28 protein-coding genes are annotated in these 24214 nt (G+C 72.6%); 13 read left to right on the forward strand and 15 right to left on the reverse strand.

The window, feature by feature from the left end:
• Positions 1-321 precede the first annotated feature (321 nt).
• Positions 322-513 (forward strand): DUF5302 domain-containing protein, encoded by a 192-nt coding sequence (locus J2X63_RS00435; protein ID WP_159606259.1) that lies wholly within the window; start codon positions 322-324, stop codon positions 511-513.
• A 29-nt stretch (positions 514-542) separates the two neighbouring features.
• On the opposite strand, the gene J2X63_RS00440 is transcribed toward J2X63_RS00435, so the two are convergent.
• Positions 543-2645: a glycosyltransferase gene (locus J2X63_RS00440; RefSeq protein ID WP_309972760.1), complete on the reverse strand. Its 2103-nt coding sequence runs from the start codon at positions 2643-2645 to the stop codon at positions 543-545.
• Positions 2646-2848: 203 nt separating this feature from the next.
• On the opposite strand from J2X63_RS00440, the gene J2X63_RS00445 reads away from it, so the two are divergent.
• The gene (locus tag J2X63_RS00445; RefSeq protein ID WP_309972761.1) at positions 2849-3055 is read left to right on the forward strand and encodes a dodecin family protein; all 207 of its coding nucleotides are present in this window, start codon (positions 2849-2851) and stop codon (positions 3053-3055) included.
• A gap of 75 nt (positions 3056-3130) precedes the next feature.
• Positions 3131-3772 (forward strand): VTT domain-containing protein, encoded by a 642-nt coding sequence (locus J2X63_RS00450; protein ID WP_309972763.1) that lies wholly within the window; start codon positions 3131-3133, stop codon positions 3770-3772.
• A 61-nt stretch (positions 3773-3833) separates the two neighbouring features.
• On the opposite strand, the gene J2X63_RS00455 is transcribed toward J2X63_RS00450, so the two are convergent.
• From J2X63_RS00455 to J2X63_RS00470, 4 genes are all read right to left on the reverse strand, one after another.
• A complete protein-coding gene (locus J2X63_RS00455) occupies positions 3834-4463 on the reverse strand; it encodes an FMN reductase (protein WP_309972765.1) in 630 nt (209 codons plus the stop codon).
• Between the two features lie 11 nt (positions 4464-4474).
• Positions 4475-5689, reverse strand: a complete 1215-nt coding sequence (locus J2X63_RS00460) for an LLM class flavin-dependent oxidoreductase (RefSeq protein WP_309972767.1) — start codon at positions 5687-5689, stop codon at positions 4475-4477.
• 72 nt (positions 5690-5761) lie between these two features.
• Entirely contained in the window at positions 5762-6529 is a 768-nt protein-coding gene (locus J2X63_RS00465) for a fructosamine kinase family protein (protein WP_396133136.1), read from the reverse strand.
• Positions 6530-6635: 106 nt separating this feature from the next.
• A complete protein-coding gene (locus tag J2X63_RS00470; RefSeq protein ID WP_309972771.1) occupies positions 6636-8219 on the reverse strand; it encodes a M28 family peptidase in 1584 nt (527 codons plus the stop codon).
• A gap of 196 nt (positions 8220-8415) precedes the next feature.
• Here J2X63_RS00470 and J2X63_RS00475 point away from each other — a divergent pair, with 196 nt between their 5' ends.
• Positions 8416-9228, forward strand: coding sequence for a glycosyltransferase (locus J2X63_RS00475; RefSeq protein ID WP_309972773.1), 813 nt, complete (start codon positions 8416-8418; stop codon positions 9226-9228).
• 48 nt (positions 9229-9276) lie between these two features.
• Here the strand turns inward: J2X63_RS00475 and J2X63_RS00480 are convergent, their stop codons facing one another.
• Complete coding sequence (locus J2X63_RS00480; RefSeq protein ID WP_396133093.1) at positions 9277-10245, reverse strand: alpha/beta fold hydrolase; 969 nt, start codon at positions 10243-10245, stop codon at positions 9277-9279.
• A 135-nt stretch (positions 10246-10380) separates the two neighbouring features.
• Here J2X63_RS00480 and J2X63_RS00485 point away from each other — a divergent pair, with 135 nt between their 5' ends.
• Complete coding sequence (locus J2X63_RS00485; protein ID WP_309972775.1) at positions 10381-10776, forward strand: thioredoxin family protein; 396 nt, start codon at positions 10381-10383, stop codon at positions 10774-10776.
• Positions 10777-10812: 36 nt separating this feature from the next.
• Here the strand turns inward: J2X63_RS00485 and J2X63_RS00490 are convergent, their stop codons facing one another.
• The 3 genes from J2X63_RS00490 to J2X63_RS00500 are packed head-to-tail and all read right to left on the reverse strand — an operon-like array spanning position 10813 to position 13319.
• Positions 10813-11415 (reverse strand): hypothetical protein, encoded by a 603-nt coding sequence (locus J2X63_RS00490; RefSeq protein ID WP_309972777.1) that lies wholly within the window; start codon positions 11413-11415, stop codon positions 10813-10815.
• A gap of 38 nt (positions 11416-11453) precedes the next feature.
• The gene (locus tag J2X63_RS00495) at positions 11454-12341 is read right to left on the reverse strand and encodes an LLM class flavin-dependent oxidoreductase (RefSeq protein WP_309972779.1); all 888 of its coding nucleotides are present in this window, start codon (positions 12339-12341) and stop codon (positions 11454-11456) included.
• Positions 12342-12350: 9 nt separating this feature from the next.
• Complete coding sequence (locus J2X63_RS00500) at positions 12351-13319, reverse strand: EamA family transporter (RefSeq protein WP_309972781.1); 969 nt, start codon at positions 13317-13319, stop codon at positions 12351-12353.
• A gap of 93 nt (positions 13320-13412) precedes the next feature.
• On the opposite strand from J2X63_RS00500, the gene J2X63_RS00505 reads away from it, so the two are divergent.
• The gene (locus tag J2X63_RS00505) at positions 13413-13958 is read left to right on the forward strand and encodes a CGNR zinc finger domain-containing protein (protein WP_309972784.1); all 546 of its coding nucleotides are present in this window, start codon (positions 13413-13415) and stop codon (positions 13956-13958) included.
• Between the two features lie 127 nt (positions 13959-14085).
• Here J2X63_RS00505 and rpsO read toward each other — a convergent pair whose 3' ends face one another.
• On the reverse strand, positions 14086-14355 hold the full coding sequence (rpsO, locus tag J2X63_RS00510; RefSeq protein WP_159606651.1) for a 30S ribosomal protein S15: 270 nt from the start codon (positions 14353-14355) through the stop codon (positions 14086-14088).
• Between the two features lie 163 nt (positions 14356-14518).
• On the opposite strand from rpsO, the gene J2X63_RS00515 reads away from it, so the two are divergent.
• On the forward strand, positions 14519-14713 hold the full coding sequence (locus tag J2X63_RS00515) for a hypothetical protein (RefSeq protein WP_309972787.1): 195 nt from the start codon (positions 14519-14521) through the stop codon (positions 14711-14713).
• 9 nt (positions 14714-14722) lie between these two features.
• Here J2X63_RS00515 and J2X63_RS00520 read toward each other — a convergent pair whose 3' ends face one another.
• Positions 14723-15691, reverse strand: a complete 969-nt coding sequence (locus tag J2X63_RS00520; RefSeq protein ID WP_309972789.1) for an NAD(P)-dependent alcohol dehydrogenase — start codon at positions 15689-15691, stop codon at positions 14723-14725.
• Positions 15692-15761: 70 nt separating this feature from the next.
• Here J2X63_RS00520 and J2X63_RS00525 point away from each other — a divergent pair, with 70 nt between their 5' ends.
• From J2X63_RS00525 to J2X63_RS00540, 4 genes are all read left to right on the forward strand, one after another.
• The gene (locus J2X63_RS00525; protein ID WP_396133094.1) at positions 15762-16904 is read left to right on the forward strand and encodes an NAD(P)-binding domain-containing protein; all 1143 of its coding nucleotides are present in this window, start codon (positions 15762-15764) and stop codon (positions 16902-16904) included.
• 48 nt (positions 16905-16952) lie between these two features.
• Positions 16953-17318 (forward strand): DUF488 family protein, encoded by a 366-nt coding sequence (locus J2X63_RS00530; RefSeq protein ID WP_309972793.1) that lies wholly within the window; start codon positions 16953-16955, stop codon positions 17316-17318.
• A gap of 122 nt (positions 17319-17440) precedes the next feature.
• Positions 17441-17878, forward strand: coding sequence for a CHRD domain-containing protein (locus J2X63_RS00535; protein WP_309972795.1), 438 nt, complete (start codon positions 17441-17443; stop codon positions 17876-17878).
• A gap of 73 nt (positions 17879-17951) precedes the next feature.
• Positions 17952-18356 carry a hypothetical protein gene (locus J2X63_RS00540; protein WP_309972796.1) on the forward strand — a complete coding sequence of 135 codons (405 nt, stop codon included), beginning with the start codon at positions 17952-17954 and terminating at the stop codon, positions 18354-18356.
• On the opposite strand, the gene J2X63_RS00545 is transcribed toward J2X63_RS00540, so the two are convergent.
• Positions 18353-19192: a type II CAAX prenyl endopeptidase Rce1 family protein gene (locus tag J2X63_RS00545; protein WP_309972798.1), complete on the reverse strand. Its 840-nt coding sequence runs from the start codon at positions 19190-19192 to the stop codon at positions 18353-18355. The two genes, J2X63_RS00540 and J2X63_RS00545, sit on opposite strands and share 4 nt — an antisense overlap.
• A gap of 118 nt (positions 19193-19310) precedes the next feature.
• Between J2X63_RS00545 and J2X63_RS00550 the strand changes: the two genes are divergently transcribed.
• Together J2X63_RS00550 and J2X63_RS00555 are read left to right on the forward strand one after the other, a co-directional pair.
• Positions 19311-20438: a M4 family metallopeptidase gene (locus J2X63_RS00550; RefSeq protein ID WP_309972800.1), complete on the forward strand. Its 1128-nt coding sequence runs from the start codon at positions 19311-19313 to the stop codon at positions 20436-20438.
• An 83-nt stretch (positions 20439-20521) separates the two neighbouring features.
• Positions 20522-20854: a protealysin inhibitor emfourin gene (locus J2X63_RS00555; RefSeq protein WP_309972802.1), complete on the forward strand. Its 333-nt coding sequence runs from the start codon at positions 20522-20524 to the stop codon at positions 20852-20854.
• A gap of 75 nt (positions 20855-20929) precedes the next feature.
• Here the strand turns inward: J2X63_RS00555 and J2X63_RS00560 are convergent, their stop codons facing one another.
• The 3 genes from J2X63_RS00560 to J2X63_RS00570 form a co-directional block, all read right to left on the reverse strand.
• A complete protein-coding gene (locus J2X63_RS00560; RefSeq protein ID WP_309972804.1) occupies positions 20930-21301 on the reverse strand; it encodes an FKBP-type peptidyl-prolyl cis-trans isomerase in 372 nt (123 codons plus the stop codon).
• 189 nt (positions 21302-21490) lie between these two features.
• Positions 21491-22648 carry a PrsW family intramembrane metalloprotease gene (locus tag J2X63_RS00565; protein ID WP_309972807.1) on the reverse strand — a complete coding sequence of 386 codons (1158 nt, stop codon included), beginning with the start codon at positions 22646-22648 and terminating at the stop codon, positions 21491-21493.
• A gap of 76 nt (positions 22649-22724) precedes the next feature.
• Complete coding sequence (locus J2X63_RS00570) at positions 22725-24122, reverse strand: FAD-linked oxidase C-terminal domain-containing protein (protein ID WP_309972809.1); 1398 nt, start codon at positions 24120-24122, stop codon at positions 22725-22727.
• Between the last annotated feature and the right edge of the window lie 92 nt (positions 24123-24214).

Genomic DNA, 24214 nt, shown 5'->3' on the forward strand with positions numbered 1-24214 from the left:
CGCTCCCCGTGTGGGCGCGACTCAACTCAGGAGCAGGAACAGGCATTACGAAACGCATCAGCCGATGCGCTCACGCTGGCCACCAGTAGAAGTCCACCACCCGCCGCCTGCGCTCCGCGCGACGCCGTTGGTGATCCACCACAGGGGACCAGCTTCCTGCCGGCCTGCTCCAGTGTGCTCGGCAGCCCATCGGGCCGCCGGTTCCAGCCTAGCAGAGCGGGGCTTTTCGGCCGATCGGCGGCGGATGTCGCGCGCTCGCGCCGCGACCCGGCGCGGTCGTGCGCGTCGTCGCCCCGCGGCATCCGTGCCAGACTCGAAGGCATGACGTCCGACGAGCAGAGCACCCCCGGCCCCTCAGAGGAGACGAAGCGCAAGTTCCGCGAGGCCCTCGACCGCAAGAACAAGGCCTCGAAGCAGCGTGAGGGCGAGTCGCACCTCGACGGCGGCGGCGGCGCCCAGCACACCCAGGGGCCGGCCGACCACAAGCGCGAGTTCCGCCGCAAGTCGGGGTGATCCCCGGCGCGTGCCGGAGCGACGGACGGTCAACGGCCCCCGGTCCCCGGCGCCGTCGACACCGGCACGAGCACCGGCCGCTTCGGATCGCGCCCATCGCCCGCCGCGCGCCCTCGCAGCCGCCTGAGCACCCAGGGCGCCGCATGCCGGGCGAGCCACTCGGCATCGCCCACCGGCCTGGCGACAGCCCCGTCGTCGTCGTGGACGGCACGCTCGAGCGCGCCGAGCTCCGTCGCATCCGGCACCCCGAGCACGTGCGCAGCGGCGTACGCGAGCGCGCGGTGCCCGCTGGAGTCGAGGTGCACGCGATCGGCCGCCCAACTGCGGCGGTGCACCACCTCGCCGCATGACCGCGCGTCGAGCAGCATCGCGCCGTGCTCGTCGGCGATCACGCGAAGCCGGCCGGCGAAGTCCGCGAACCGCGCCTCGAAGAGCCGCGACGCCGGCCGCATGGGCATGAACGGCGTCACCAGCAGCACGTCGGCGCCGCTCGCCCGCACCGCGCCCACCGCGTCGGAGAGCGCGGCGGCGAGCCCCGCGACATCCGGCCGGACCCCGACCAGGTCGTTCGCGCCGATGAGCACGCTCACGAGATCCGCTCCTTGGGCGACCGCGAGCGGGAGTTGGACGTCGATCGCGTCCGCCACCTTCCGGCTGCGCACCGCGACGTTCGCGTAGGCCACGGGGTCCGCCGCGGGGCTCGCCAAGGCCAGGAGCAGGGCGAGCCGATCGGCCCACCCGCGGAACTCCCCTGCCTGCATACGGGAGTCGTCGCAGAGCCCCTCGGTGAGCGAGTCGCCCACCGCGACGTACCGTCGCCACGGTGGCGCGGCCGGAGACGAGGCCAGGGACGCATCGGATGCCGCCGCCGCGCGCTCGGCCCCGGACCGTCCCGAGCGCGGTCGTGCGGTCGTCGCCGAACCCGCCGCACGCACTGGGCTCGGAGCATCCGTCACTGCCCCGCCTCGGCTCGTCGTGGCGGCACCACGGGCCAGGGACCGGGTGCCCGCCACGCCGCCGGCCGCCCCGATCGCCTCCTCGTAGTGATCGATGAGCTCGTCGCCGAGCACGTCCCAGCCCCGGCCCTGCACGGCCTGCCGGGCGCGGAGGCCGAAGGCGCGTCGCTTGGCGTCGTCGCCCACGAGGTCGCGCACGCGCTCGCGGAACTCGACGAGGTCGCCCGGGCGGTAGAGCCATCCGTCGACGCTCGAGCGCACGAGGTCGAGCGGTCCGCCCCGTCCCGTGGCGACCACCGGCACGCCGCTCGCAAGCGACTCCTGGATGGTCTGGCAGAAGGTCTCGCTCTCGCCGGGGTGCACGAAGACGTCGAGGCTCGCCATCGCGGCGGCGAGGGCGTCTCCCCCGAGGAAGCCCGTGAAGCGGGCGTCCGGCAGCATTCGCTCGAGCGCCGGCCGCGAGGGACCGTCGCCGATCAGGACGAGTCGGGTGTTCGGCAGGTCCGCGATGGCCCGCAGGTCCTCCACCTGCTTCTCGGGTGCGAGCCGCCCGACGTAGCCGACGATGACCTCGCCGCCCGCCGCGATCTCGTGCCGCCACCCCGCGTCGCGTCGGCTCGGCGTGAACCTGGCCGTGTCGACGCCGCGACGCCAGATGCGCACCCGGTCGTCGGGCACGCCCGCAGCAGCGAGCCGTTCGACGGCGGAGCTCGAGGGCGCGAGGGTGACGGTGGCGCGACGGTGCAGGCGACCGAGGTGACGGCTGAGCGCCGGGGCGGCGCCCGGGATGCCGTACCGCTCGGCGTACGACGGGATGTCGGTCTGGTACACCGCCACCGACGGGACTCCGAGCGGCTCGGCGGCCGCGAGCCCCCGCCAGCCCAGGACGAACGGCGATGCGAGGTGCATGACGTCGACCTCGTGCTCGCGGAGCACCGCCGACAGCCGGTGGACGCTCGCGAGCGTGACGCGCACGTCGGGGTAGCTCGGGAGGGGCATGGAGGGAAGGAGCACCGCGTGGGCGCCGAACAGCGACTGGTCGATGGGTCCGGACCGTGGGGCGACGACCACCGACTCGTGGCCACGACGCTCGAGGTGGCGCAGCACCTGCAGGAGGGAGTGCGTCACGCCGTTCATGTGCGGGAGGAACGATTCCGCGAGGAGTGCGACCTTCACGCCTCCAGCGTGGGGCCACTCGGCGTTCCTGCGGCACTGGAACCGCCCTCCGAACCGAGGATTCATCGTCTGGTCGGATGCCGTTCGCCGACGCGTCGCCAGGGAGTCGGCTCGCGGCATCCGACCGTCAACCCCTCGTGCCGGCCGGACGAACGGAGGACCATTGGCGCTGTAGCACACCCGACCGTTCGAGGAGGAACGCCATGTCATCAGTCGCCAGGGTCACCACCATCACCGTCCGCTCGGAGACGAGCTTCGAGGACGCCGTCGCGACCGGTGTCGCCCGGGCCGCGCAGACACTCCGCAACGTGAGCGGCGCGTGGGTCAAGGAGCAGAAGGTCGAGGTGGCCGACGGGAAGATCACGGCATGGTCCGTGACCCTCGAGGTCAGCTTCGTGCTCGACGACTGACACCGCGCGTCCGACGATCCCGACCCGACGCGCGAGCGTCGACCCCCGTTCACCCGGGCGGGGTAGAACGGGCGGGTGGACGACGCCTGGATCACCGACCTCGCGGCGTCCGCGTGGCTCGTTCCCGCGCTGTTCGCCCTCGTGGTGGGCGACGCCTTCCTCGTCGTGCTGCCGAGCGAGACCGCGGTGGTCGCGCTCGGCGCCCTCTGGGCGGCCACCGGCGCTCCCCCGTTGGCAGCGGTGCTGCTCGCCGCCGCGGCCGGCGCCGTCGTCGGCGACGGGCTCTGCTACCTCGTCGGACGGCGCGTCGGCCTCGACCGCTGGCGTTGGCAGCGCCGGGGACGCATCGGCCGCTCGATCGCACGGGTGCAGGCGGCCGTGCACCGCCGCACGGCCGTGCTCGTCTTCACGGCCCGCTACGTGCCGTTCGCGCGGATCGCGGTGAACCTCGCCGCCGGCGCGGGACGCGTGCCGCTGCGTCGCTACCTCACGCTGTCGTTCGCGGCCGGCATGGCGTGGGCGGTGTACAACGTGGCGATCGGCGCGATCGTCGGCTCGGCGCTCCGCGATGCCCCGGTGCTGGCGATCGCGATCTCGGTGCCCATCGCGATCGCATTGGGGCTCGTCGTCGACCGGACGATCGCTGCGATCGACGCCCGGGGTTCGTCGAGGCCCGACGGCCCGCCCGGCGCGGAGCCGCCACGGGCACGACGGTGAGACGACGGATGCCGCGGCGCAACCTGGTCGCGTCGCGGCATCCGTCAGCGGTGGCCCTGCGTCACTCCCCGGCGAGCCCGCCGATGAGGTGCCCCGTGGGCCGCTCGAGCGCGAACGGGTCGTTCAGGAGGTCGGAGCGATCGGTGCGCTCGACGAGGTCGGCGAACTCCCTCGCCCCGCGGAAGATGCGGTCGGGGAGGGACCGAACCCCGTCGCCGCCGTCACCCCAGTCGCTCGTGGCCGCGTAGACGCCCGTCGTCACCGGCTGCGCGTGCAGGTAGGTGAACAGCGGGCGCATCGCGTAGTCGATCGCGAGCGAATGCCGCGGGGTGCCGCCGGTCGCGCCGAGCAGCACGGGCAGGTCGGTGAGCGCCTGCGTGTCGATCACGTCGATGAACGACTTGAACAGGCCCGCGTAGCTCGTCGTGAAGATCGGCGAGACGGCGATGAGGCCGTCGGCCGATGCGACCGCCTCGAGGGCCGCCTCGAGCTTCGGCGGCGCGAAGCCGAGGAGCAGGTTGTTCGTGATGTCGTGGGCGAGATCGCGCAGTTCGAAGGTCTGCACCTCGACCTCGACGCCGCGCTCCCGCAGGATGTCCGTGGCATCCGCCGCGAGGCGGTCGGCGAGCTGGCGCGTCGAGCTGGGGGTCGACAGGCCCGACGAGATGACGACGATGCGCTTGGCGGTCATGGTCGTGCTCCTTATCGCGTGGCGGCGGGGCCGAAGGCCGAGCCGGTCTTGACGGGTGCGGGCGCCGTGGCCTGCGCGTCCTGGTAGGGCGAGGGGCCGGCGAGGTTGTCGCCGCGGTTCGCGCGCGGCGTGGCCTGACGGGGCGCCTCGTCGCCGTACTTCGCGGCGACGAGCGAGGCGTGGGTCGGGGCATCCGGAACGTCGGCCGGACGGTTCTTCGCGAACTCGCGGCGCAGCACGGGCACGACCTCCTCGCCGAGCAGGTCGAGCTGCTCGAGCACGGTCTTCAGCGGAAGGCCGGCGTGGTCGAGCAGCCAGAGCTGGCGCTGGTAGTCGCCGACGTAGTCGCGGAAGCCGAGGGTGCGGTCGATGACCTCCTGCGGGCTGCCGACCGTGAGCGGGGTCTGCTGCGTGAAGTCCTCGAGGCTCGGGCCGTGGCCGTACACCGGGGCATTGTCGAAGTAGGGGCGGAAGTCCTTCACCGCGTCCTGCGAGTTCTTGCGCATGAACACCTGGCCGCCGAGCCCGACGATCGCCTGCGCGGCGGTGCCGTGGCCGTGGTGCTCGAAGCGCTGGCGGTAGAGGGCGATCATGCGCTGGGTGTGGGATGCCGGCCAGAAGATGTGGTTGGCGAAGAAGCCGTCCCCGTACGACGCGGCCTGCTCGGCGACCTCGGGGGTGCGGATGGAACCGTGCCAGACGAACGGGGGCACGCCGTCGAGCGGGCGGGGCGTCGAGGTGAAGCCCTGCAGCGGAGTGCGGAACTTGCCCTGCCAGTCGACGACGTCCTCGCGCCAGAGGCGATGGAGCAGCTCGTAGTTCTCCATGGCGAGGGGCAGGCCCTGGCGGATGTCCTTGCCGAACCAGGGGTAGACGGGGCCGGTGTTGCCGCGGCCGAGCATCACGTCGGCACGGCCGCTCGACACATGCTGGAGCATCGCGAAGTCCTCGGCGATCTTCACCGGGTCGTTCGTGGTGATGAGGGTCGTCGCGGTCGAGAGCTGCAGGGTCGAGGTCTGTCCGGCGATGTACGCCAGGGTCGTGGTGGGCGACGACGACCAGAACGGCGGGTTGTGGTGCTCGCCCAGCGCGAAGACGTCGAGCCCGACCTCCTCGGCGTGCTTGGCGATGGTCAGCGTGGCCTGGATGCGCTCGGCCTCGGTCGGGGTTCGACCGGTCGTCGGGTCCTGTGTGATGTCGCTGACGGTGAAGATTCCGAACTGCATCTCGCCCTCCTGGGCTCCTCGTCGTACTTCATGCGTTTGCATGCAATGGGTGGAACGGATGATGCCGCCCGACTATTCCCGCGTCGATCGGACCAGTTCGAGCACGGCGTCGGCGGCCTCGGCGAGTGCGACGCCGTAGGCCCTGCCGTGGCCCGCGGCGTGCACGGCGAGCGGATGCAACTGGTGCAACGGCACCCGGTCGCGCCAGCCGGGGCGCAGCGGCCGGGCGCGATCGTAGGCCTCGAGCACGTCGACGAGGAACGGACAGCCGAACAGCGCCAGCATCGCGAGGTCCGTCTCCCGGTGGCCGCCGTGCGCGGCGGGGTCGATGAGCACCACGCCCTCGGGCGACCACAACACGTTGCCGTTCCAGAGGTCGCCGTGGATGCGGGCCGGTGGCTCGTCGTCGTCGAACGCCCCCAGCGCGATGAGCTCCGCCACCCGCCGCACGAGCGCGGCCTCCGAGGCCATGACGTTGCCCGCCTGCACGGCGACCTCGAGGTACGGGAGGACCCGGTCGCGTGCGTAGAAGCGGCCCCAGGTGCGCTCGTGAGACTCGGGCAGGCGGCGGCGGCCGATGAACAGCGGGCCGCGCCACCCCTCGGGCCCGACGCCGAAGGCCGGCGCCCCGGCCGCGTGCGTCCTCGCGAGCGACGCGCCGAACTCCGTCGCCGCAGACGCCGAGGGTCGGGTCTCGTGGATCCGCTCGAGCTCGATGCGCCCCGGGGCGACGGACACGACCGCGGCGGTGCGCACGCCGCCGGCCGACGCCAGCCACGAGAGCCCGGCCGCCTCCGCCTCGAAGAAGCCCTCGGGGGCATCCGTTCGCGCCTTCACGATGGTGTCCACCCGCCCAGTGTGCCCGACGAGCGCGCCGCGAGCGCGTCGTGCACAGGCGAAGGGCGGGGGCGCCGTCCGGCACCCCCGCCCTCACGACCGCGACGACTCAGTCGAGGTCGTCGTGCCCGTGACCGTGGTCGGGCGCGAGCCCGCCACCGCCGGGGAGGTTGACCGTGCCCTCGGGCCCGGCGGGAGCCGGGAACGCGAAGTTGCCCGGGACCTTCTTGCCGACGACGCCGTTCACCGTCTCGGTGGAGTACGCGTACGTGAGCACCGCAGCCGCGATCGCGTCGCTGTTCACGTCGAGCGCGTCGAGCGCGAGGTTGTCGAGGTCATCGCATGCGAGGTGGTAGCACGGGTCGTACTGCGCACCCGCAGTGCCGCCCCAGATCGCCGCCTGCTCCTCGGTCTTCGGGACCTCGGCGCCGGTGAACAAGCCGCCCGCGGGGATGCCGTTCTGGATGAACGCCTGGTAGTCGCTGCGACCGCTGAACTCGGCGTCGTCATACGGCACGCCGGCCCAGGTGTAGTAGCTCTCGAACAGGTCCTCGATCTGCACCGATCCCTCGGGCACGACGACCGGGGCCGGCCAACCGGACTCGTCACCGTCGTACACCATGAAGATGTAGTTGGGCGAGGCCACCATGTCGAAGTTCAGGTAGAGGGCGACCTCCTCGAGCGTGCCGGCCGCGACCTGGTCGGCGACATAGGCCCGCGAGCCGAGCAAGCCGCTCTCCTCAGCACCCCACCACGCGAAGCGGATCGTGTTCTCGGGCTTCAGCTTCGAGATCTGCTGGGCGATCTCGAGCAGGGCCGAGGAGCCGCTGCCGTTGTCGTTGATGCCGGGGCCCGCGAGCACCGAGTCGAGGTGCGCACCGGCCATCACGACGTTGTCGTCGTTCTTGCCGGGGAGCTCGGCGATCACGTTGACCTGCGGCCGCGACTCGGGCGAGTCGACCACGATGTGCGCGGTCGATCCGGCCTGCGCGAGCGCTGCGCCGTCGGCGAAGCTCGCACCCACGACGGGGATGCTCAGCGGCGTCTGGTTGATGCCGAAGAGCGTGCCGGTGACCAGGCCCGAACGGAGCTCCGTGTTGCCCTGGTTGAAGATGATGACCGCCTCGGCTCCGGCCGTCTGCGCGTTGGTGGCCTTCACGCCGAACTCGCAGGTGCCGCGCTGGATGAGCGCGATGTCGTTGTCGCCCGAGAAGTCGAGACCGGCGAAGTCCGTGGCCTCGCAGCCGCTGGTGACGGGGTCGCGTGGCGGATCGAGCACGATGTCGACGGGGATCACGTTTCCGGTGACCTCGCCGTAGCCGGTTCCCGTGAAGGTGCCCGACGAGTACTCTGCCGCCACCGGCGTGAGCTGCTCGAGGACGGGCGGCGGCACGAACGTGAAGTCGAACGGATCGAGCTCGACGTTCCAGCCGGCGGCCTCGAGGGTGTCGACCACGTACTCGACGCTCTCGGTGTAGCCCTGGGTTCCGGCCGCGCGGGTGCCGCCGTTGGCGTCCGCGATGGCCTGGAGGGCCTGTTCATGCTCGAGGACGCCGTCGACGGTGACGCATCCGAGGAGCTTGTCGTAGGTGTTGTTCGTCCGCTGGTCGCAGCCCTGGGACGCGGGTGCCGCCATGGCCATCCCCGCTGGCACGAGCACGAGCCCGGCGGCGGTCGCGGTCGCGATCGCCAACGTCCTGGCGCGTCTGGAAAGTGTGGCAGATGGGTACATCGTCTTCCCTTCCGTCCGGGTGGCACCGGTTGACACCCAGTTGGGGGCCGAGCCTATGCGCTGGCTGTGTGCGTGCGGAAGCCCTGAGTGCGACATCCGCGACCACCACGCACGAATCGTGCGCCAACGCGGCGTCTCGTGGCTAGACTCACCGGTGATGGGCACCATCTCGGTCATCATTCCCAGCCTGAACGACGCGGGCTTCCTCTCGGCGTGCCTCGACGCGCTCGCGCATCAGGTGCGCCCCGCCGACGAGGTCATCGTCGTCGACAACGGCTCCACGGATGCCACGGCCGAGGTGGCACGGGCCTCGGGCGCGCGGGTGGTCACCCAGCCGGTGCGCGGCATCTGGCCGGCGACCGCAGCGGGCTTCGACGCGGCATCCGGCGACCTCCTCGCGCGCCTGGACGCCGACAGCATCCCGGGCCCGGGGTGGCTCGCCGAGGTCGAGCGGCGGATGTCACTGGCCGACCGTCCGACGGTGGTCACCGGCACCGGCGTGTTCTACGGCGGCACCGGCCCGCGACGGTGGATCGCCCGCAATCTCTACATCGGCGGCTACTTCGTCGTCATCGGTGCGCTGCTCGGCCATCCGCCCGTGTACGGCTCGAACTACGCGATGCGCGCCGACGCCTGGCTGGAGCTCCGCGACCTCGTACATCGCGATCGCGCCGACGTGCACGACGACCTCGATCTCGCCTGGTGGCTGCGCCCGGGTATGACGGTCGTCCACGACCGCGCGCTCGTCGTGGGCGTGTCGGCGCGACCGTTCGACAGCCTCCCCGAGATCTCACGACGGGTGCGCATGGCCTTCCACACGCTGGGCGTCGAATGGCGGGCGTGGCCGCCGCTCCGGCGCAGGATCGAGCGCCGCCGCGACCGGCCGGTCACCTCCCGCACCGCAACGGGAACGATGCTCGCCGAGGTCGCCGACGTGAACCCCGAGGGCGACGCGCCGCTGGCCGCGTGAGACGCAGGTCGAGGGGCGCCCGAGCCGTGCGGCGCCTGGGCGGGCGCCCTACGGCGTGACGCCGGCCTCCTCGAAGAGCGACGTCATGTCGCGCACGAGCTGGTGCGGTGCCGTCTCGCACGGGCTGTGCCCGGTGAGGTAGACCGCGAAGCGCGCGCCGATCGACCGCGCGAAGCGCTCGTGGAGCTCCCGCGGCCACAGGTCGTGCTCGCCGACCGCGACGAGTTTCGGCACCGGCGAGGCAGCGAGCTGCACGCGCAGGTCGGGCGTGCGCATCATGAGCGCGATGATGTCGTCGACGCTCTCCCGCCGGGTCAGCGCGAAGCGCTCGCGCACGAACGCGAGGCGTTGCGGCGGCACCCGGTTGAGGTTGTTCCGGATGCCCCAGAGCATGAGCGCCGCGCCCTGGCGAGGTGTGGTGACGGCGCTGATGGCTCCGATGCGCTTGACGCCGCGGAACGCCTGCCCCGGCTCGGGCGGCGCACTCAGCAGCGTGAGGCTCGCGAACCGATCGGGCCGGGCGAGCAGCGCCAGCTCGGCGAGGGTCGCCGCGAAGCTGTAGCCGAGCACGTGCGCGCGGCCCGCGCCGTCGTCGAGCACGGCGAGGAGGTCGTCGAGGAACAGGCGCTCGTCGTACCGGGTGCGCGGCGGCTGGAGGTTCCAGGGCCCTGCCGCCCATGACTCGTACTGCCCGGCCAGGTCGTAGGACTCGACCCGGTATCCCGCCGCGGCGAACAGCGGCATCATCAGCACGAAGTCCTCCTTCGAACCGGTCGCGCCCGGCACGAGCACCACGCGAGGCCCGTCGACAGGTCCGAGCGCGACGCGCGCGAGGGCACCGCTCGGCGCTGCGAAGCTCGTGACCTCGGTGCCGGGCGGGAAGGCGCGCCAGTCGAGGTCGGGGATCGCCGCATCGCGGGCGCGCGCAGCCGCCGCGGCATCCGTCGCGTCCGACGCGACGTCGGGCGACGGGCCGCGCCGTCGGAACGATCCCAGCACTCCTCCGAATGCGACCACGTGATCACGATAGCGTCGTCCCGGCTCGGCGCGGGACCGCACGCGCGAGCGCCGCGGACGCCGGGGCATCCGGCACCCAGGTCGCCCACAGCGAACACCGGCCGGCTGCCCAGCGACCCGTCGTAGGGTGGACGGATGTCTACCGTGGCGCTGACCATCGACAACTTCGAGCGGACGATCCTCGAGGGCGGCACCGTCTTCGTCGACTTCTGGGCCGGCTGGTGCGGCCCCTGCATGCAGTTCGCCCCCAACTACGAGGCGGCCTCCGAGGCGAACCCCGACTTCACTTTCGCGAAGGTCGACACCGAGGACCAGCAGCAGCTCGCCGCCGCCATGAACATCACGTCGATCCCCACGATCATGGCGTTCAAGGACGGCATCGGCGTGTTCGCCCAGGCGGGCGCCCTGCCCCGTCCCATGCTCGACGACCTGATCTCGCAGGTGCGCGCCCTCGACATGGACGCGGTGCGGGCCGAGCTCGCGCAGCAGGAGACCGAGCAGGCCATGACCTCGTCGCAGACCGAGCGCTGATCGGCGCCTGCGTCGACGGATGCCGCCGGCCGGGCGTCAACCCTCGAGCGCGTCCAGTCCGCTGAGGTCGAGGTCGACCTTGTGCGGCCGCGAGTCACCGACGATGATCGCCGGCACCCGCACGAACGTGCCGCGCTGGCGGAGCCCGTCGAGCAGTTCCACCCAGCGTTCGGCGGCCGCCGTGGCGAGGAAGCCGGCGTGACGCGGGCGATCGCCGCCGACGAGTTGCACGCCGATGCGGTAGCGGCGCGAGAGCCACCGATTGGCGCGCGGGACGAGCACCGCGTGCTGCTCGGTCCCGCCATACAGGCGCGCCAGCTCGATCGCGGCCTGGTGGCGGTTGGCGTCCTCGACGGGCACGACCGCGCGCACCTCGCGGTCCCGGTGTGGCGCGTCGACGACGTCGAGGCCCTCGAGCGTTGCGAGGTCGCCCCATTGGTCGGGATTGGCCCGCCGACTCGCACGCACGAGCGACACCACGAGCCAGGCGAGCGCCGCCAGCACCAGCACCACCAGCAGCCAGAACGCCGCCGGCGGGCCGTCGGGACGGATCCACCCGGTGAGCAGGAGCAGCCCGACCAGCACGAGGAACGGGAGCGGCTCCCAGGCGAGCAGCGGCTTGGAACGGGGCGCGGGCATGAGGATCAGGCTATCGCCCGCGCGGGCTCCGGCCGGCGTCAGCGCAGGGCGGGCAGGCGAGCGGCGACCTCGTCGAGCACCGACTCGTCGGCCGCGTACAGGCCGTGCTCGCGTGGCCAGTGCACGACGACGTCGGTGTAGCCGAGCTCGGCCGCCCGGCCCACGGCATCCTCGAAGGCGCCGAGGCTCGCGAGGCTGTAGCGGGCCTCGGCATCGAGCGACAGCGTGCGGCTGATCGTGGACGGGTCGCGACCGGCGGCGGAGCAGGCCTCGTCGAGGCGCTGCGCCAGCGTTCCGGCGGTGCGCCACCACGCCGCGGTGTCGTCGTCGGCGCCGGCGGTGGTCACCCAGCCGTCGGCGATCCGGGCGGCCAGGGCGAGGCCCTTCGGCCCGTCAGCGGCGAGGTGCAGCGGCATCCGCGGACGCTGCGAGGGCTCGCCGACCATGCGCGCGCCGGACGCCGTGAACCACTCCCCCTCGAACGAGATGCCGCCCGAGCCGGGCCGCTCGAAGCGGAGCAGCACGTCGAGTGCCTCGGCGAACTCGGCGAACCGCGCGAACCGCTGGCGAGGTGTCAGCTCGGGCTGGCCGAGCACGAAGGCGTCGAAGCCGGTGCCGCCGGAGCCGAGTCCCAGCAACATCCGGCCGCCCGAGATCTGGTCGACCGTGGCGATGTCCTTCGCGAAGGGCACCGGATGACGGTAGTTCGGCGAGGCGACGAACGTGCCGAGGCCGATGCGGCTCGTCACGGTCGCCGCGGCCGTGAGCGTCGGGACGGTGGCGTGCCAGCGTTCGCCGGCGAGCCCGCGCCACGCGAGGTGGTCGTAGGTCCACGCGTGGTCGAAGCCGTACTCCTCTGCGCCGCGCCAGCGGCGGGCGGCCTCGGGCCAGTCGTACTGCGGGAGGATGACGATGCCGAAGCGCATGGGATCAGCCTAGGGTCGACGCGATCCGGTCGGCACCGGCTCGCCCCCGAGTTCGACGGCGAGGGTCGGCTCGATCGCGCGGCGCTCCAGGCGCACGCACACGATGCCGGCGAGGATCAGGATGCCGCCGAGGATCTGCACTGGGCCGAGGGCCTCCCCGAGCAGGAGCCAGCCCACGATGCCCGCGAACACGACCTCCGAGAGCCCCAGGAAGGCCGCAAGCCGGGAGCCGAGCATGCCGATCGCGGCGATGCCGGCCACGTACGCGAACGCGGTCGACACGACCCCGACGGTGACCAGCGGCACCCACCACGGGGCACTGCCGCCGAGGAACGGCACCTCGGTGAACACGGCCTCCATGGGCAGCAGGCCGACGGCACCCGTGATGGCGAGGGCCACCGCCCCGACCACGAAGCCCGCGGCGACGAGCGCGATGGGCGGCAGCTGCTCGGCCGCCCGCTCACCGATCGCGTAGTAGACACAGACCCCGATCATGGCGATCGCGGCGAACGCGAGGCCCAGCGGGTCGAGCGATCCGCCGCCCGGCCCGATGACGAGCACGAGGCCGCCGATGGCGAGGACCGAACCAGCGAGCACGATCGCCTGCGGCCGGCGGCGGGTGCGCAGCCACGCGAAGAGGACGAGCGCGATGGGCGCGAGGTACTCGATGAGCAGCGTCGTCGACACGGGAATGCGCTCGAGCGACGCGTAGAACGCGAACTGCACGCCGGCGACGGCCACAAGCCCGTACACCAGCACGGTCCAGCGCGCCCGCCACAGCGGCCGCAGGTCGAAGCGCAGCGCGACGAGGCCCGGGACCGCGAGGATCACGGCGGCGACCGAGATGCGCGCCAGCACCGCGGCGCCGGGCGACCAGCCGCTCTCGAGGAGCGGCTTCACGAACACGCCGCCCGCGCCGAAGGCGAGGCCCGCCGCCAGGCCGAGTGCGATGCCGAGCATGCCCCGCGAGTTGCGCACGACTGCCTCCCCCGAAGTTCATGGAACTCGCCGCCGTCATGGGCGAACACCGTTATGCTGATGACGCTACCGGTTCCGGATGTCAGGAGTCAAATGATTTTCACCGATGACACGGTGGCGGCGCTGAACTTCGTCGCCGCCCTCGCCGACACCGTGCCCGAGGCCTCCGAGTCCGGCGCGGACGAGCTCGCGACGCCCGAACAACTGGGCGCCCTCCTCGACGCCTGGATCTACTCGGGCCGGCGCGATGGCGATGCACGCGAGCTCGCCGAGGTCGTCGCCGCACGCGACCGGCTGCGCGCGCTCTGGGCGCTCGACCGCGACGACGCCGTGGTCGCGGTCAACGAGATTCTCGCGGAGGCCAACGCAGTGCCCCGGCTCGTGCGCCACGACACACTCGACTGGCACATCCACGCGACCTCATCCGAGACGCCGCTCGCCGAGCGCATCCTGGTCGAGGCGGCGATGGCACTCGTGGACGTCATCCGCGCCGATGGGACCGACCGCATGCGGGCGTGCGCCGCCGACGACTGCTCGGGCATCTTCCTCGACCTCTCGAAGAACGGCTCGCGCCGGTTCTGCTCCACGCGCTGCGGCAACCGCATGGCCGTGCGCGCCTACCGCGCCCGCACCGCCTGACGACGGCGCCGCACCCGCATGACGACGGCGTGCATGACGAAGGCCCCCGGCCGCACTCGAGAGTGCAGGGCGGGGGCCTTCGCAAGAAGTTCGCGGTGTCTTCGAGAGCCGCGCGAGACTACTCCGCTTAGCGGCGCAGACCGAGACGCTCGATGAGCGTGCGGTAGCGGGTGATGTCCACATCGGCAAGGTAGCCGAGCAGACGACGACGCTGACCGACGAGGAGGAGCAGGCCACGACGCGAGTGGTGGTCGTGCTTGTGCTCCTTCAGGTGCTCCGTGAGGTCCTTGATTCGCTTCGTGAGGAGCGCGATCTGGACCTCGGGGGATCCAGTGTCACCGGGGTGCGTCGCGTACTCTTCGATGATCGCCTTCTTGACATCAGCTTCAAGTGCCATAGATGGGATCCCCTTTCTCCTTGTTGCGCGCTGCCCGGGGCCGAATGCCTGGGCTCTCTTGATGCGCGGCCGATTTCACGGCAACCTCAGGAGTCTACCAGAGCGGATGCCGCGTGGCCGCCCACGCGGGCGACCCGCTCCCCCGCCGCACGAAGGAGTCCACATGAGCAAGCCCGTCCTCATCATCGTCGGCGTCGTCGTCGCGCTGCTCGGCCTGCTGTTCACACTGCAGGGCCTCGGCGTGGTCGGTGGCAGCGCCATGTCGGGCTCGACCCTGTGGGCGGTGCTCGGACCGATCATCGCGATCGTCGGCATCGTGCTCGTGGTGCTCGGCCTGCGCAAGCGTCCCACACCCTGAGCCGGCGCCTCAGCGCGTCGGGTCGATGACGAGCTTGCCGAGCACGTCGCCCGCCCCGATGCGGGCGAGCGCCTCCGGCGTCGAGGCGAGCGGCAGCACCGCGTCGATGACCGGATGCACCGCTCCGGCCGCGACCATGGCGTCGAGCTCCTCGAGGCCGTCGTTGGGACGTGCGGCGAGCACGCGGTACGCACGATCGTCGCGCCGGCCGAGGCGGCCGAACGCGAACGCCGCGAGGATCGTGCGCATGCGACCGCCGATGATCACCAGGCGCCCGCCGTCCGCGAGCATGCGGCGGTACTCGCGCAGGCTCCGGTGCGCCACCAGGTCGATGATCACGTCGTAGCCCCCGTCGATCGGGCGGCCCGCCGCGGCATCCGTGAGGTCGATGGCACGAGTCGCGCCCAGCCGTCGCAGCAGGTCGAGCTTTCCGGCGCGGTCGACCGCGGTGACCTCGGCGCCCGCGCGGCGTGCGAGCTGCACGACGAGCGTCCCCGTTCCGCCCCCCGCGCCGTTCACGAGCACCCGATCGCCGGCCGCCACGCCCGCCAGCCGCAGGCCCTGGAGGGCGAGACCGCCGGCCTGCGGCAGCACGGCCGCGTCGACGAAGCCGATCCCGTCGGGGATGCGCCGGAGGGCCGTCGCCGGCGCGGCCACGAACTCGGCGAAGCCGCCCCAGCGGGCGCCGGACAGGTCGCCGTGCACCCGGTCGCCGACCGCGACGCTCGTGGCACCGGCACCGACCGCCACCACGTCGCCGGCCACGTCGGCCCCGAGCACCGGATGCACGGGCCGGCGCACGCCGCCGCCGAGGCGGGTGATCAGCGGCCTGCCGTGCAGCAGGTCCCAGTCCCAGGAGTTGACCGACGCGGCCCGCACGCGCACCAGCACCTCGTCGGGACCCGGCACGGGTGTCGGCAGGTCGACCTCGCGTAGGCGGTCGGGACCGCCGTACCGTTCGTAGCGGATCGCGCGCATGCGGCGAGCCTATCCACGCCGCAGTCGCGCCGCCGCGGGCCGGAATACGTGGTCTCCCAGCGGGGTTGGCATGGGCGTGAGCGCAATCGAGGTGGACGTCGCCGTCATCGGCGCCGGGCAGGCCGGACTCTCGGCCGCCTACCACCTGCAGCGTCGCGGCTTCGTGCCGGTCGTGCGCGACGCCCTCGCGGCGCAGACCTTCGTCGTGCTCGACGCCAATCCCGCGCCCGGTGGGGCGTGGCAACACCGCTGGCCGTCGCTGCGGATGGCGACCGTGAACGGCATCCACGAGCTGCCGGGATTCCCCGTGCCCCCCGCCGACCCCGCGATGGCGAGCCGTGAGGCGCTGCCGCCGTACTTCGCCGAGTACGAGCGGCGCTTCGACCTCGCGGTGCAGCGCCCGGTGCGGGTGACGGCGGTGCGCCGTGCCGACGACGACCCGCACGGCCGCCTGCTCGTCGAGACCGACCGGGACGACTGGGCCGCGCGTCACGTCATCAACGCCACGGGCACGTGGACCCGCCCGTTCCGCCCCTTCTACCCGGGGCTCGATCGGTTCCGCGGGCGCCAGCTGCACGTCGCCGACTACGTCTCGGCCGACGAGTTCGCCGGGCAGCGCGTGATCGTCGTCGGCGCGGGCGTCTCGGCGGTGCAACTGCTCGACGAGATCTCACACGTCGCGGAGACGGTGTGGATGACGCGCCGGGAACCGCAGTGGGTCGAGGACGACTTCGACCTCGCCGCCCGCAGCGCCGCGATCGCCGGGGTCGAGGCCCGGGTGCGCCAGGGCCTGCCGCCCGGCAGCGTGATCGCGGTCACCGGCATGCACTGGACGCCGTGGGCGCGGGCCGCCGAGGCGCGCGGCGTGCTCGTGCGGCATCCGATGTTCGCCGCAGCCGAGGAGCACGGCGTGCGCATGCCCGACGGCTCCTTCATCGCCGCCGACGTGATCCTCTGGGCGACCGGTTTCCGCCCGGCGCTCGACCACCTCGCACCGTTGCGGCTGCGGACCCGCGAGGGCGGGTTCCGCGTCGCCGACACCCGCTCGCTCGACGAGCCGCGCCTCTTCCTCATCGGCTACGGCCCATCGCAGTCGACCGTGGGCGCGAACCGGGCGGGTCGCGCGGCGGTGCAGCAGATCGTCGCGGAGCGTGCGCTGGACGGCGAACGCTCCACCGCATCGCCCGCCATCGCCGGGGCGACGGCCGCCTGACGGGCCTTCGTCGTTGCCGCACCGTCGAGCGCGGAGCAGACTGGCGCCATGGCGTTCGTGATGAAGCGCGTGTACGAGCCGGCCGCGGCATCCGACGGCTATCGCGTGCTCGTCGACCGGCTCTGGCCCCGCGGGGTGAAGAAGGAGCGCGCCGAGCTCGATGAGTGGGCGAAGGACGCCGCCCCCTCTCCCGAACTGCGCACCGAATGGCATCACCACCGCGAGCGGTTCGACGAGTTCGCCGCCCGCTACCGCGATGAGCTCGACGCCGACTCGGCCGCGCAGGCGCTGCTCGAGACGGGGCGCGCACACGACCGGGTCACGCTCCTCTATGCCGCGCGCGACGAACAGGTCAATCACGTCGCCGTGCTGTTGGGATGGCTCGCCGATCACGGGGCATCCGTCGAGACCTGAGACGAGCGGATGCCGCGCTGCACGCACTCCGCAGCGGCATCCGCCCGCCGCATCGGGTGAGCCCTTGCGACCCCCCGATCGCCGGCGTAGCGTGCGGTCCAACCCGAAAGTGAGGGATCATCATGCTCGCGAAGATGCCCGCCCGGATCGCCGCGCTCACGCTGGCGGCCGCCGCACTCACGCTCGCGGGTGCCGGCGCAGCCCAGGCTGCGCCCGCCATCCCGCTGACCGGAGGCCAGGAGTCGCCGAAGCCGACCACGTTCGGCGCCCACGGCTCGTTCAGCTACGACATCGACGGCACGCAGTTCTGCTACACGCTCGAGGTGAGCGGCCTGTCGGCGCCGGCCACGGCCGCCCACGTCCACGTCGGGGTGCGCAACGCTCCCGGCCCGGTCGTGATCCCGCTCGCCGTGCCGATGGCGACCGACTTCGAGGTCGCGGCGTGCACCACCGCCTCGGCCGATCTGCTCGCGGCGATCGAGGCGGACCCGAGCGCGTACTACGTCAACGTCCACGACGCGAACAACCCCGGAGGCGAGATCCGCGGACAGCTCAAGTAGCGCACGGTCGGCCGCCGCTCGCCGTCCGAGAGCCCAGCGCACGGGAGACCCGCCGCCGGCGCTCACCGCCCTCGTGCTCGCGCTGTCCGCGGTCGTCCTCGCCGTGTGCGCCGTGGGGATGATCTTCGAGACCTCCAGCCGTGCGTTCACGTCGTATGCGCCGATCGAGGTGACGGTCGTCGGCGAGCACTCCGAGGATCGGCTGGTCGCCGACCGACGGGGCAGCAGCATCGAGTCGGTCCGCATCGTGACCGTTGAACTGCCCGACGAGGTTCGCGCCGACCTGCAGAGCGACGATCTCGCCGTCGGCGCCACCGCGACGGTCTACCGCAGCGATCCCGGTGCGGTGTTCGAGGCACCGCCGGCACGGCCGGGCGCGCTCGAGTGGGCGCTCTGCGCGGCCACCGCGGCAGCCGCGATCGCCCTCGCTGCACTGTCGGTGCGCAGCATGCGGGGGCCGCGGCGAGCCGTCGTCTAGGGCGCCAGCAGGAAGATCGCCGGCCAGCCGTTGTGCGCGTAGACGATCACCGCGAACACGATCGCGTCGAAGAGCAGGTGCACGACGAGCACGTAGGTGAGCGACTTCGTGAGCTTGAACGTGTAGCCCTGCAGCAGCGCGAACGGGATGGTGAGCAGCGGCCCCCAGGACTGGTAGCCGAGCTCCCACAGGAACGAGACGAAGACGATCGACTGCAGCAGGTTGGCCTGCCAGGTCGGGAAGTGCCGGCGCAGCAGCGCGAACACGGTGCAGATGAAGAACAGCTCGTCCCACGTGCCCACCGCGTTCACGCCGACGAACAGGCGCGCGATCTCGTCGGGGGCGGTGACCGTCGGCCAGTTCGTGTAGACGCCCGAGGTGATGAAGTAGAACGGCAGGATCGCCCAGCCGAGGAAGAGCACGAGCAGCAGGTACGCCCACTGCACCCGCGTCCACCGCTGGCCCGTGCGCCACGGGAAGCGGATGACCCGGTCGCGGTAGACGAACCGGGAGATCAGGTACGGCACCGCCACCGCGCTGCCGAGCACGACCGTGAAGCGGACCATGTTCGGGTAGCTGATGTCGGCTTCGAGCGACATGGTGGAGATGATGACCTGGCCGACCGCGATGAGGGCGAGGTCGGGCAGCAGCCGGGTGGTGCGGCCCGACCGGTCGACCAGCCACGCCACGCCGAGGCCAAGTACGAGCACCGCGTAGCCCGCCAGCCGCAACTGGAACCCGAAGAGGAGCACCGCGGCGCCGCAGACGAGCACGGCGGGGAGCAATGCGATGGGGTGCGTGCGCACCTCGGGCGGCGCGACGAGGGCGGTGGACACCCTCCCAGCTTCGCCGTCGCGACGCGGCGCGGCAAGTCGCCGCGGATCGTGACGCCGTGCGACGGCGCGCCCGGCGCGGGTCTCCCCCGGTGTCGGGAGGACGTGTCACGATCGGTGCATGACGCGGATGCCCCGGCCCTACCCTCATCCGACGCCGCACGCGGCGATCGTGCCGCCCTACCTCCTCGCGCGCATCGCGAACCTCGACGACCCGCGCTTCGACGCGGCCGCCGACGCCGCCCGCCGCTCGCTCCTCCGCGACGCGCCCGTGCGCGAATGGCGGGGCAGCGGCGAACTGCCCTCGTTCATCGCACCCGAGCACCCGGCGCGCGACGAGCGACCCGCTGCGGCTCCCGGCACGGCGCCGCAGCCCGACCGCCGCATCTCCGACGCGCAGGGCGACGACAAGCTGCCCGGCCGCCTCGTGCGCCGCGAGGGCCAGCCCGCGAGCGGCGACCCCGCGGTCGACCAGGCCTACGACGGCCTCGGCGACACGTTCGAGATGTTCGCCCGGGTGTTCGCGCGCGACTCGATCGACGACGCGGGCCTGCCCCTCGAGGCCACCGTGCACTACGGCGACCGCTACGACAACGCCTTCTGGGACGGCGAGCGCATGGTGTTCGGCGACGGCGACGGCGAGGTGTTCCGCGGCTTCACCCAGTCGATCAGCGTGATCGGCCACGAGCTCGCGCACGGCGTCACGGAGCGCACCGCGCGGCTTCGCTACCAGGGCCAGTCGGGCGCCCTCAACGAGCACGTCTCCGACGTGTTCGGCGCGCTCGTGGAGCAGTACGCCATGGGTCAGGATGCCGCGTCGGCGACCTGGCTCATCGGCGAGGGGGTCTTCACCGAGGCGGTCGAAGGGCGCGCCATCCGCTCGATGAAGGCGCCCGGCACCGCCTACGATGACGACGTGCTCGGCAAGGACCCGCAGCCCGACCACTTCGACCGCTACATCGAGACCGACGATGACAACGGCGGGGTGCACCTGAACTCGGGCATCCCCAACCGGGCCTTCGCGCTCGCGGCCATCGAGCTCGGCGGGTTCGCGTGGGAGACCGTGGGGCGGGTCTGGTACGACGTGCTCACGTCCGGCCGGCTGCAGCCCGACACCGACTTCCAGACCTTCGCGAACGAGACGGTGCGCGCTGCGACCGAACGCTACGGCCGCGCGTCCCGCGAGACCCGGGCGGTGCAGGGCGGCTGGGCTGCGGTGGGCATCGAGACGGTGCCGGCGGCCGCCTGAACCGGCACCATGCCGCCGCATCTGCTGCAGGTCCTGCGGGTCCGCCCCAGCGGCCCTCGCATCGCGGGAGTACCATCGCGGGCATGGACGTCATCGTGTCCCGAACGGGCGGCCTGGCGGGCCTTCGACTCACGTGGGAGGTGCGCGTCGACGAGCAGCCCGATGCCGACCGGTGGTACCTCCTCATCGAGGAGATCCCGTGGAGCCAGCCTCCCCCCGTGCCGCCCGAGCCCGACCGGTACGTCTATCGCATCCGGTGCGAGCCGCACGAGGCGACGCTGGCGGAACGCCAACTCACCGGTCCCTGGCGCGAGCTCGTCGACCGGGTGCAGCAGGTCACCGAGCCGGCGCGCGGCTCGAGCGGCGAGGGCCGACCGGCGCCCACCGAACGGCCCGCACCGCCCCGAGCGCGATGAGCCCCTGAGCCGCGAGAGACGACGAAGGCCGGCGGGCTCGTGCCCACCGGCCTTCGTCGTACGGGATCGCTCGGCTCAGCTGACGCCGAGGAGGTCGATCACGAAGATCAGGGTCTTGCCCGAGAGCTGGTGCCCTCCGCCGGCCGGACCGTAGGCCTTCTGCGGCGGCACGGTCAGCTTGCGGCGACCGCCGACCTTCATGCCCGGGATCCCCTCCTGCCACCCGGCGATGAGCGCCTGCAGCGGGAAGTTGATCGACTGGCTGCGGCTCCACGATGAGTCGAACTCCTCACCGGTCTCGTACTCCACGCCGAGGTAGTGCACGTCGACGGTGGAGCCCGGGGTCGCCTCCGCGCCGTCGCCCACCACGATGTCCTCGATGACGAGTTCGACGGGGGCCGGACCCTCGGGGGCGTCGATCTCGGGCTTGCTGTTCGTGTCAGTCATGGCTCCCATCCAAACGGACGCGACGGGCATGGACAACCGTCCACCCCCCTCTTGCGCTGACTGCGAACATCACGCACTCTGGAATCCGAGAACTCGTCGCCCCGTAGAGATGTCGGCAGTGCCACACCACAGGGCGGCGAGTTTCCTTGTGCGGGGGCCGCGCTCCGCCGGCGCCCCCTCCGCAGAAGATCAGCGCAGCAGCGCGGCGCGGTCGGCGGCCACCGCCTCCAGCAGCGCATGCTCGTCGACGGCGCCCCGGCGCCCGTCGCGGGCGGTCACCATCCGCTGCCTGGTGAAGGCGAGGTGCGTGGCGTCCCTGATGAGGCGGCGCATCAGCGCAGTGCGCGGCGGGGTCTGCGCCCTCGCCCACGCCTTCGCCTGCCGACGTCCGGCGGGCGTGGCGAGCATCTCGACCTCCGCGGGGCTGAACCAGCCGGCCGCGCCGTACTCGGCGAGCCGTGTGCGGGTGATGCGCGCCTCCTGGCGGCGCAGGTACACCGTCACCAGCAGCGCACCGACGAAGATCGGCACCTGCACGGTGAAGTACAGGCCGATCGCGTCGTCGGCGAAGGCGAGCGAGCCGTTCCACAGCGCGTGCAGCAGCACCGCTCCCGTGAGGCCGAGCAGGAACCATCCGATCACGCCGGGGCCGCCCCCACGACTCGCGCCGATGCCGATCGCGATGCCGATGCACGCGGTGAACAGCACGTGCGCGAAGGGCGAGAAGATGCCCCGCAGCACGAACGTGGCACCGAGCTCGCTCGCACCGCCCTCGGCGAGCGCCTGCCCGAAGTAGAGGATGTTCTCGGTGAACGCGAACCCCGCGGCCGCCGTGGCGGCGTAGACGAGGCCGTCGACCGGGCCGTCGAAATGCGACCGCGAGAACGCGAAGATGAGCAGCACGCCCAGGCCCTTGGCGAGCTCCTCCACGAGCGGCGCCTGCACGACCGCCTGCAGGGCCTCGTCGGGACTGCCGCCCGGCTGCGCGAACGCCATCGCGAGCTGCACGCCGAGGTCGACGACGAGCGCGATCGCGACCGCGACCGCCGCGCCCCACAGGAACGCGAACCACAGCGCCCACCGCGGCTCGGGCTCCCAGCGGTCGATCCAGCGCACCGCGAGCAGCACGACCCCCAGCGGCACGAGCGCGAGCAACGTGCCGATGACGAGTGTCGACACGCCGAGGGCGAGGCCGAGATATGCGAGGACGAGCAGTCCGACCAGTCCGGCGAGCACGATCCCGATCACCGCGAACACCGTGCCACCCCGCCGCCCGCGCGGCGGCGGCGCCGACCAGAGCGGTGCGGCGGGCGTCGGGTTCAGCTCGGGCGGCGGGGCGCTGGTCATCCGCGCAGCCTATCGACCCCGCGCACCTCGGTGCAGCGGGTTGCCAAGGGCTCGCGCGGGGTTGCGGCGAACGGGCTCAGTCGTCGGATGCCGCGAACATCACGCCCGGGTTCAGGATGCCGGTCGGGTCGAAGAGTTCCTTGATCCCGCGCTGCAGGCCGAACGAGTCGTCGCCGAGTTCGTCGGCGAGCCATCGGCGCTTGAGGATGCCCACCCCGTGCTCGCCCGTGAGGGTGCCACCGAGGGCCACCGCGGCGCGGAACAGGTCGTCGGCCGCGGCCCAGACATCCGACGGCACCTCGTCGCCCGTGAACACGAAGTTCGGGTGCAGGTTGCCATCGCCCGCGTGCGCGATCGTGGGGATCTCGATGCCGTACCGCGCGCCGATCTCCTCGATGGCGCGGAACATCTCGGGCAGGCGCGAACGCGGCACCGCCACGTCCTCGATGAGCACGTTGCCCGAGGCGGCGAGCGCGGGGTGCATCGCGCGGCGGATGTCGAGCAGGCGCTCGCCCGTCGCGGCATCCGTCGACACCGAGACCCGCCCGCCCGCGGCGGCGAACGCGTCGGCGATGCGTGCGGCCTCCTCGGCGGAGCCGCCGTCGTCGCTCTGCGCGAGCAGGAACGCCTCGCCGATCTCCGTCTGCTCGAGCGGCGTGCCGGCGAGCGCCGCGTCGCCGAGGTGTGCGGCGATGCGGGCGAGCGCGGCGGCGTCGATGAGCTCGAGCACCGCCGGGCGGATGCGGGCGGCCGTGACGGCAGCGGATGCCGCGGCGGCGGCCTCGACGCCCGGGAACGCCGCGGCGACGGTGACGACCTCGCCCGGCACGATGGGACGCAGCCGCACCGTCGCCTCGACGATGACGCCGAGGGTGCCCTCGGACCCGGTGAGGAGCGCCGTCAGGTCGTAGCCGGTGACGCCCTTCACGGTGCGATGTCCCGTGCGCAGCACCCGGCCGTCGGCGAGCACGACGGCCAGTCCCAGCACCGCCTCCCGGGTCACGCCGTACTTCGCGCAGAGCAGGCCGCCGGCGTTCGTGGCGATGTTGCCGCCGATCGACGAGATGGCCCGGCTCGCCGGATCGGGCGCGAACCAGAGGCCGAGCGGCGCGAGCGCGTCGTTGAGGTCGCCGTTGAGCACGCCCGGTTCGACGACGGCGAGCTCGTCGGCCTCGGAGACCTCGAGGATGCGGTTCATCCGCGAGACGTCGAGCACGATCGCGCCGGGGCTCGCGATCGCGCCGCCTGCCAGGCCCGTGCCGGCGCCGCGCGGCACGACCGGCGTGCGGGTCTCGTGGGCGAGGCGCAGCACGGCCTGCACCTCGCCGACGGATGCCGCGTGCACGACGGCGAGCGGCCGGCTCGCGCTGCGCCATCCGGAACGATCCTCCCGGCTCGCGTCGAGGGCGGCGGGGTCGGTGGTGACGGATGCCCCGAGGGCGTCCCGGAGGCGGTCGAGCAGGTCCTGGGGCATCCCTCCACGCTAGCCTCAACGGCCGGGTGGCCGGCGACGCGGCCATGTCCGATTCCCGCCGGTCGATGTCGGTCGTGCGTGCGAGGCTTGAC

Origin of the sequence: Agromyces sp. 3263 (genome assembly GCF_031456545.1) — a bacterium.
Lineage (GTDB): Bacteria > Actinomycetota > Actinomycetes > Actinomycetales > Microbacteriaceae > Agromyces.

Coding starts and splice junctions, on each gene's coding strand:
- J2X63_RS00520 (WP_309972789.1), bottom strand. CDS start 15,691: ATGCGCGCGATCCGCTACGAACGGTACGGCGGTCCCGACCGCCTACGC.
- J2X63_RS00485 (WP_309972775.1), top strand. CDS start 10,381: ATGTCTACCGTGGCGCTGACCATCGACAACTTCGAGCGGACGATCCTC.
- J2X63_RS00535 (WP_309972795.1), top strand. CDS start 17,441: ATGCTCGCGAAGATGCCCGCCCGGATCGCCGCGCTCACGCTGGCGGCC.
- J2X63_RS00435 (WP_159606259.1), top strand. CDS start 322: ATGACGTCCGACGAGCAGAGCACCCCCGGCCCCTCAGAGGAGACGAAG.
- J2X63_RS00445 (WP_309972761.1), top strand. CDS start 2,849: ATGTCATCAGTCGCCAGGGTCACCACCATCACCGTCCGCTCGGAGACG.
- J2X63_RS00490 (WP_309972777.1), bottom strand. CDS start 11,415: ATGCCCGCGCCCCGTTCCAAGCCGCTGCTCGCCTGGGAGCCGCTCCCG.
- J2X63_RS00475 (WP_309972773.1), top strand. CDS start 8,416: ATGGGCACCATCTCGGTCATCATTCCCAGCCTGAACGACGCGGGCTTC.
- J2X63_RS00495 (WP_309972779.1), bottom strand. CDS start 12,341: ATGCGCTTCGGCATCGTCATCCTCCCGCAGTACGACTGGCCCGAGGCC.
- J2X63_RS00530 (WP_309972793.1), top strand. CDS start 16,953: ATGGCGTTCGTGATGAAGCGCGTGTACGAGCCGGCCGCGGCATCCGAC.
- J2X63_RS00515 (WP_309972787.1), top strand. CDS start 14,519: ATGAGCAAGCCCGTCCTCATCATCGTCGGCGTCGTCGTCGCGCTGCTC.
- J2X63_RS00565 (WP_309972807.1), bottom strand. CDS start 22,648: ATGACCAGCGCCCCGCCGCCCGAGCTGAACCCGACGCCCGCCGCACCG.
- J2X63_RS00560 (WP_309972804.1), bottom strand. CDS start 21,301: ATGACTGACACGAACAGCAAGCCCGAGATCGACGCCCCCGAGGGTCCG.
- J2X63_RS00455 (WP_309972765.1), bottom strand. CDS start 4,463: ATGACCGCCAAGCGCATCGTCGTCATCTCGTCGGGCCTGTCGACCCCC.
- rpsO (WP_159606651.1), bottom strand. CDS start 14,355: ATGGCACTTGAAGCTGATGTCAAGAAGGCGATCATCGAAGAGTACGCG.
- J2X63_RS00570 (WP_309972809.1), bottom strand. CDS start 24,122: ATGCCCCAGGACCTGCTCGACCGCCTCCGGGACGCCCTCGGGGCATCC.
- J2X63_RS00525 (WP_396133094.1), top strand. CDS start 15,762: ATGGGCGTGAGCGCAATCGAGGTGGACGTCGCCGTCATCGGCGCCGGG.
- J2X63_RS00460 (WP_309972767.1), bottom strand. CDS start 5,689: ATGCAGTTCGGAATCTTCACCGTCAGCGACATCACACAGGACCCGACG.
- J2X63_RS00505 (WP_309972784.1), top strand. CDS start 13,413: ATGATTTTCACCGATGACACGGTGGCGGCGCTGAACTTCGTCGCCGCC.
- J2X63_RS00555 (WP_309972802.1), top strand. CDS start 20,522: ATGGACGTCATCGTGTCCCGAACGGGCGGCCTGGCGGGCCTTCGACTC.
- J2X63_RS00550 (WP_309972800.1), top strand. CDS start 19,311: ATGACGCGGATGCCCCGGCCCTACCCTCATCCGACGCCGCACGCGGCG.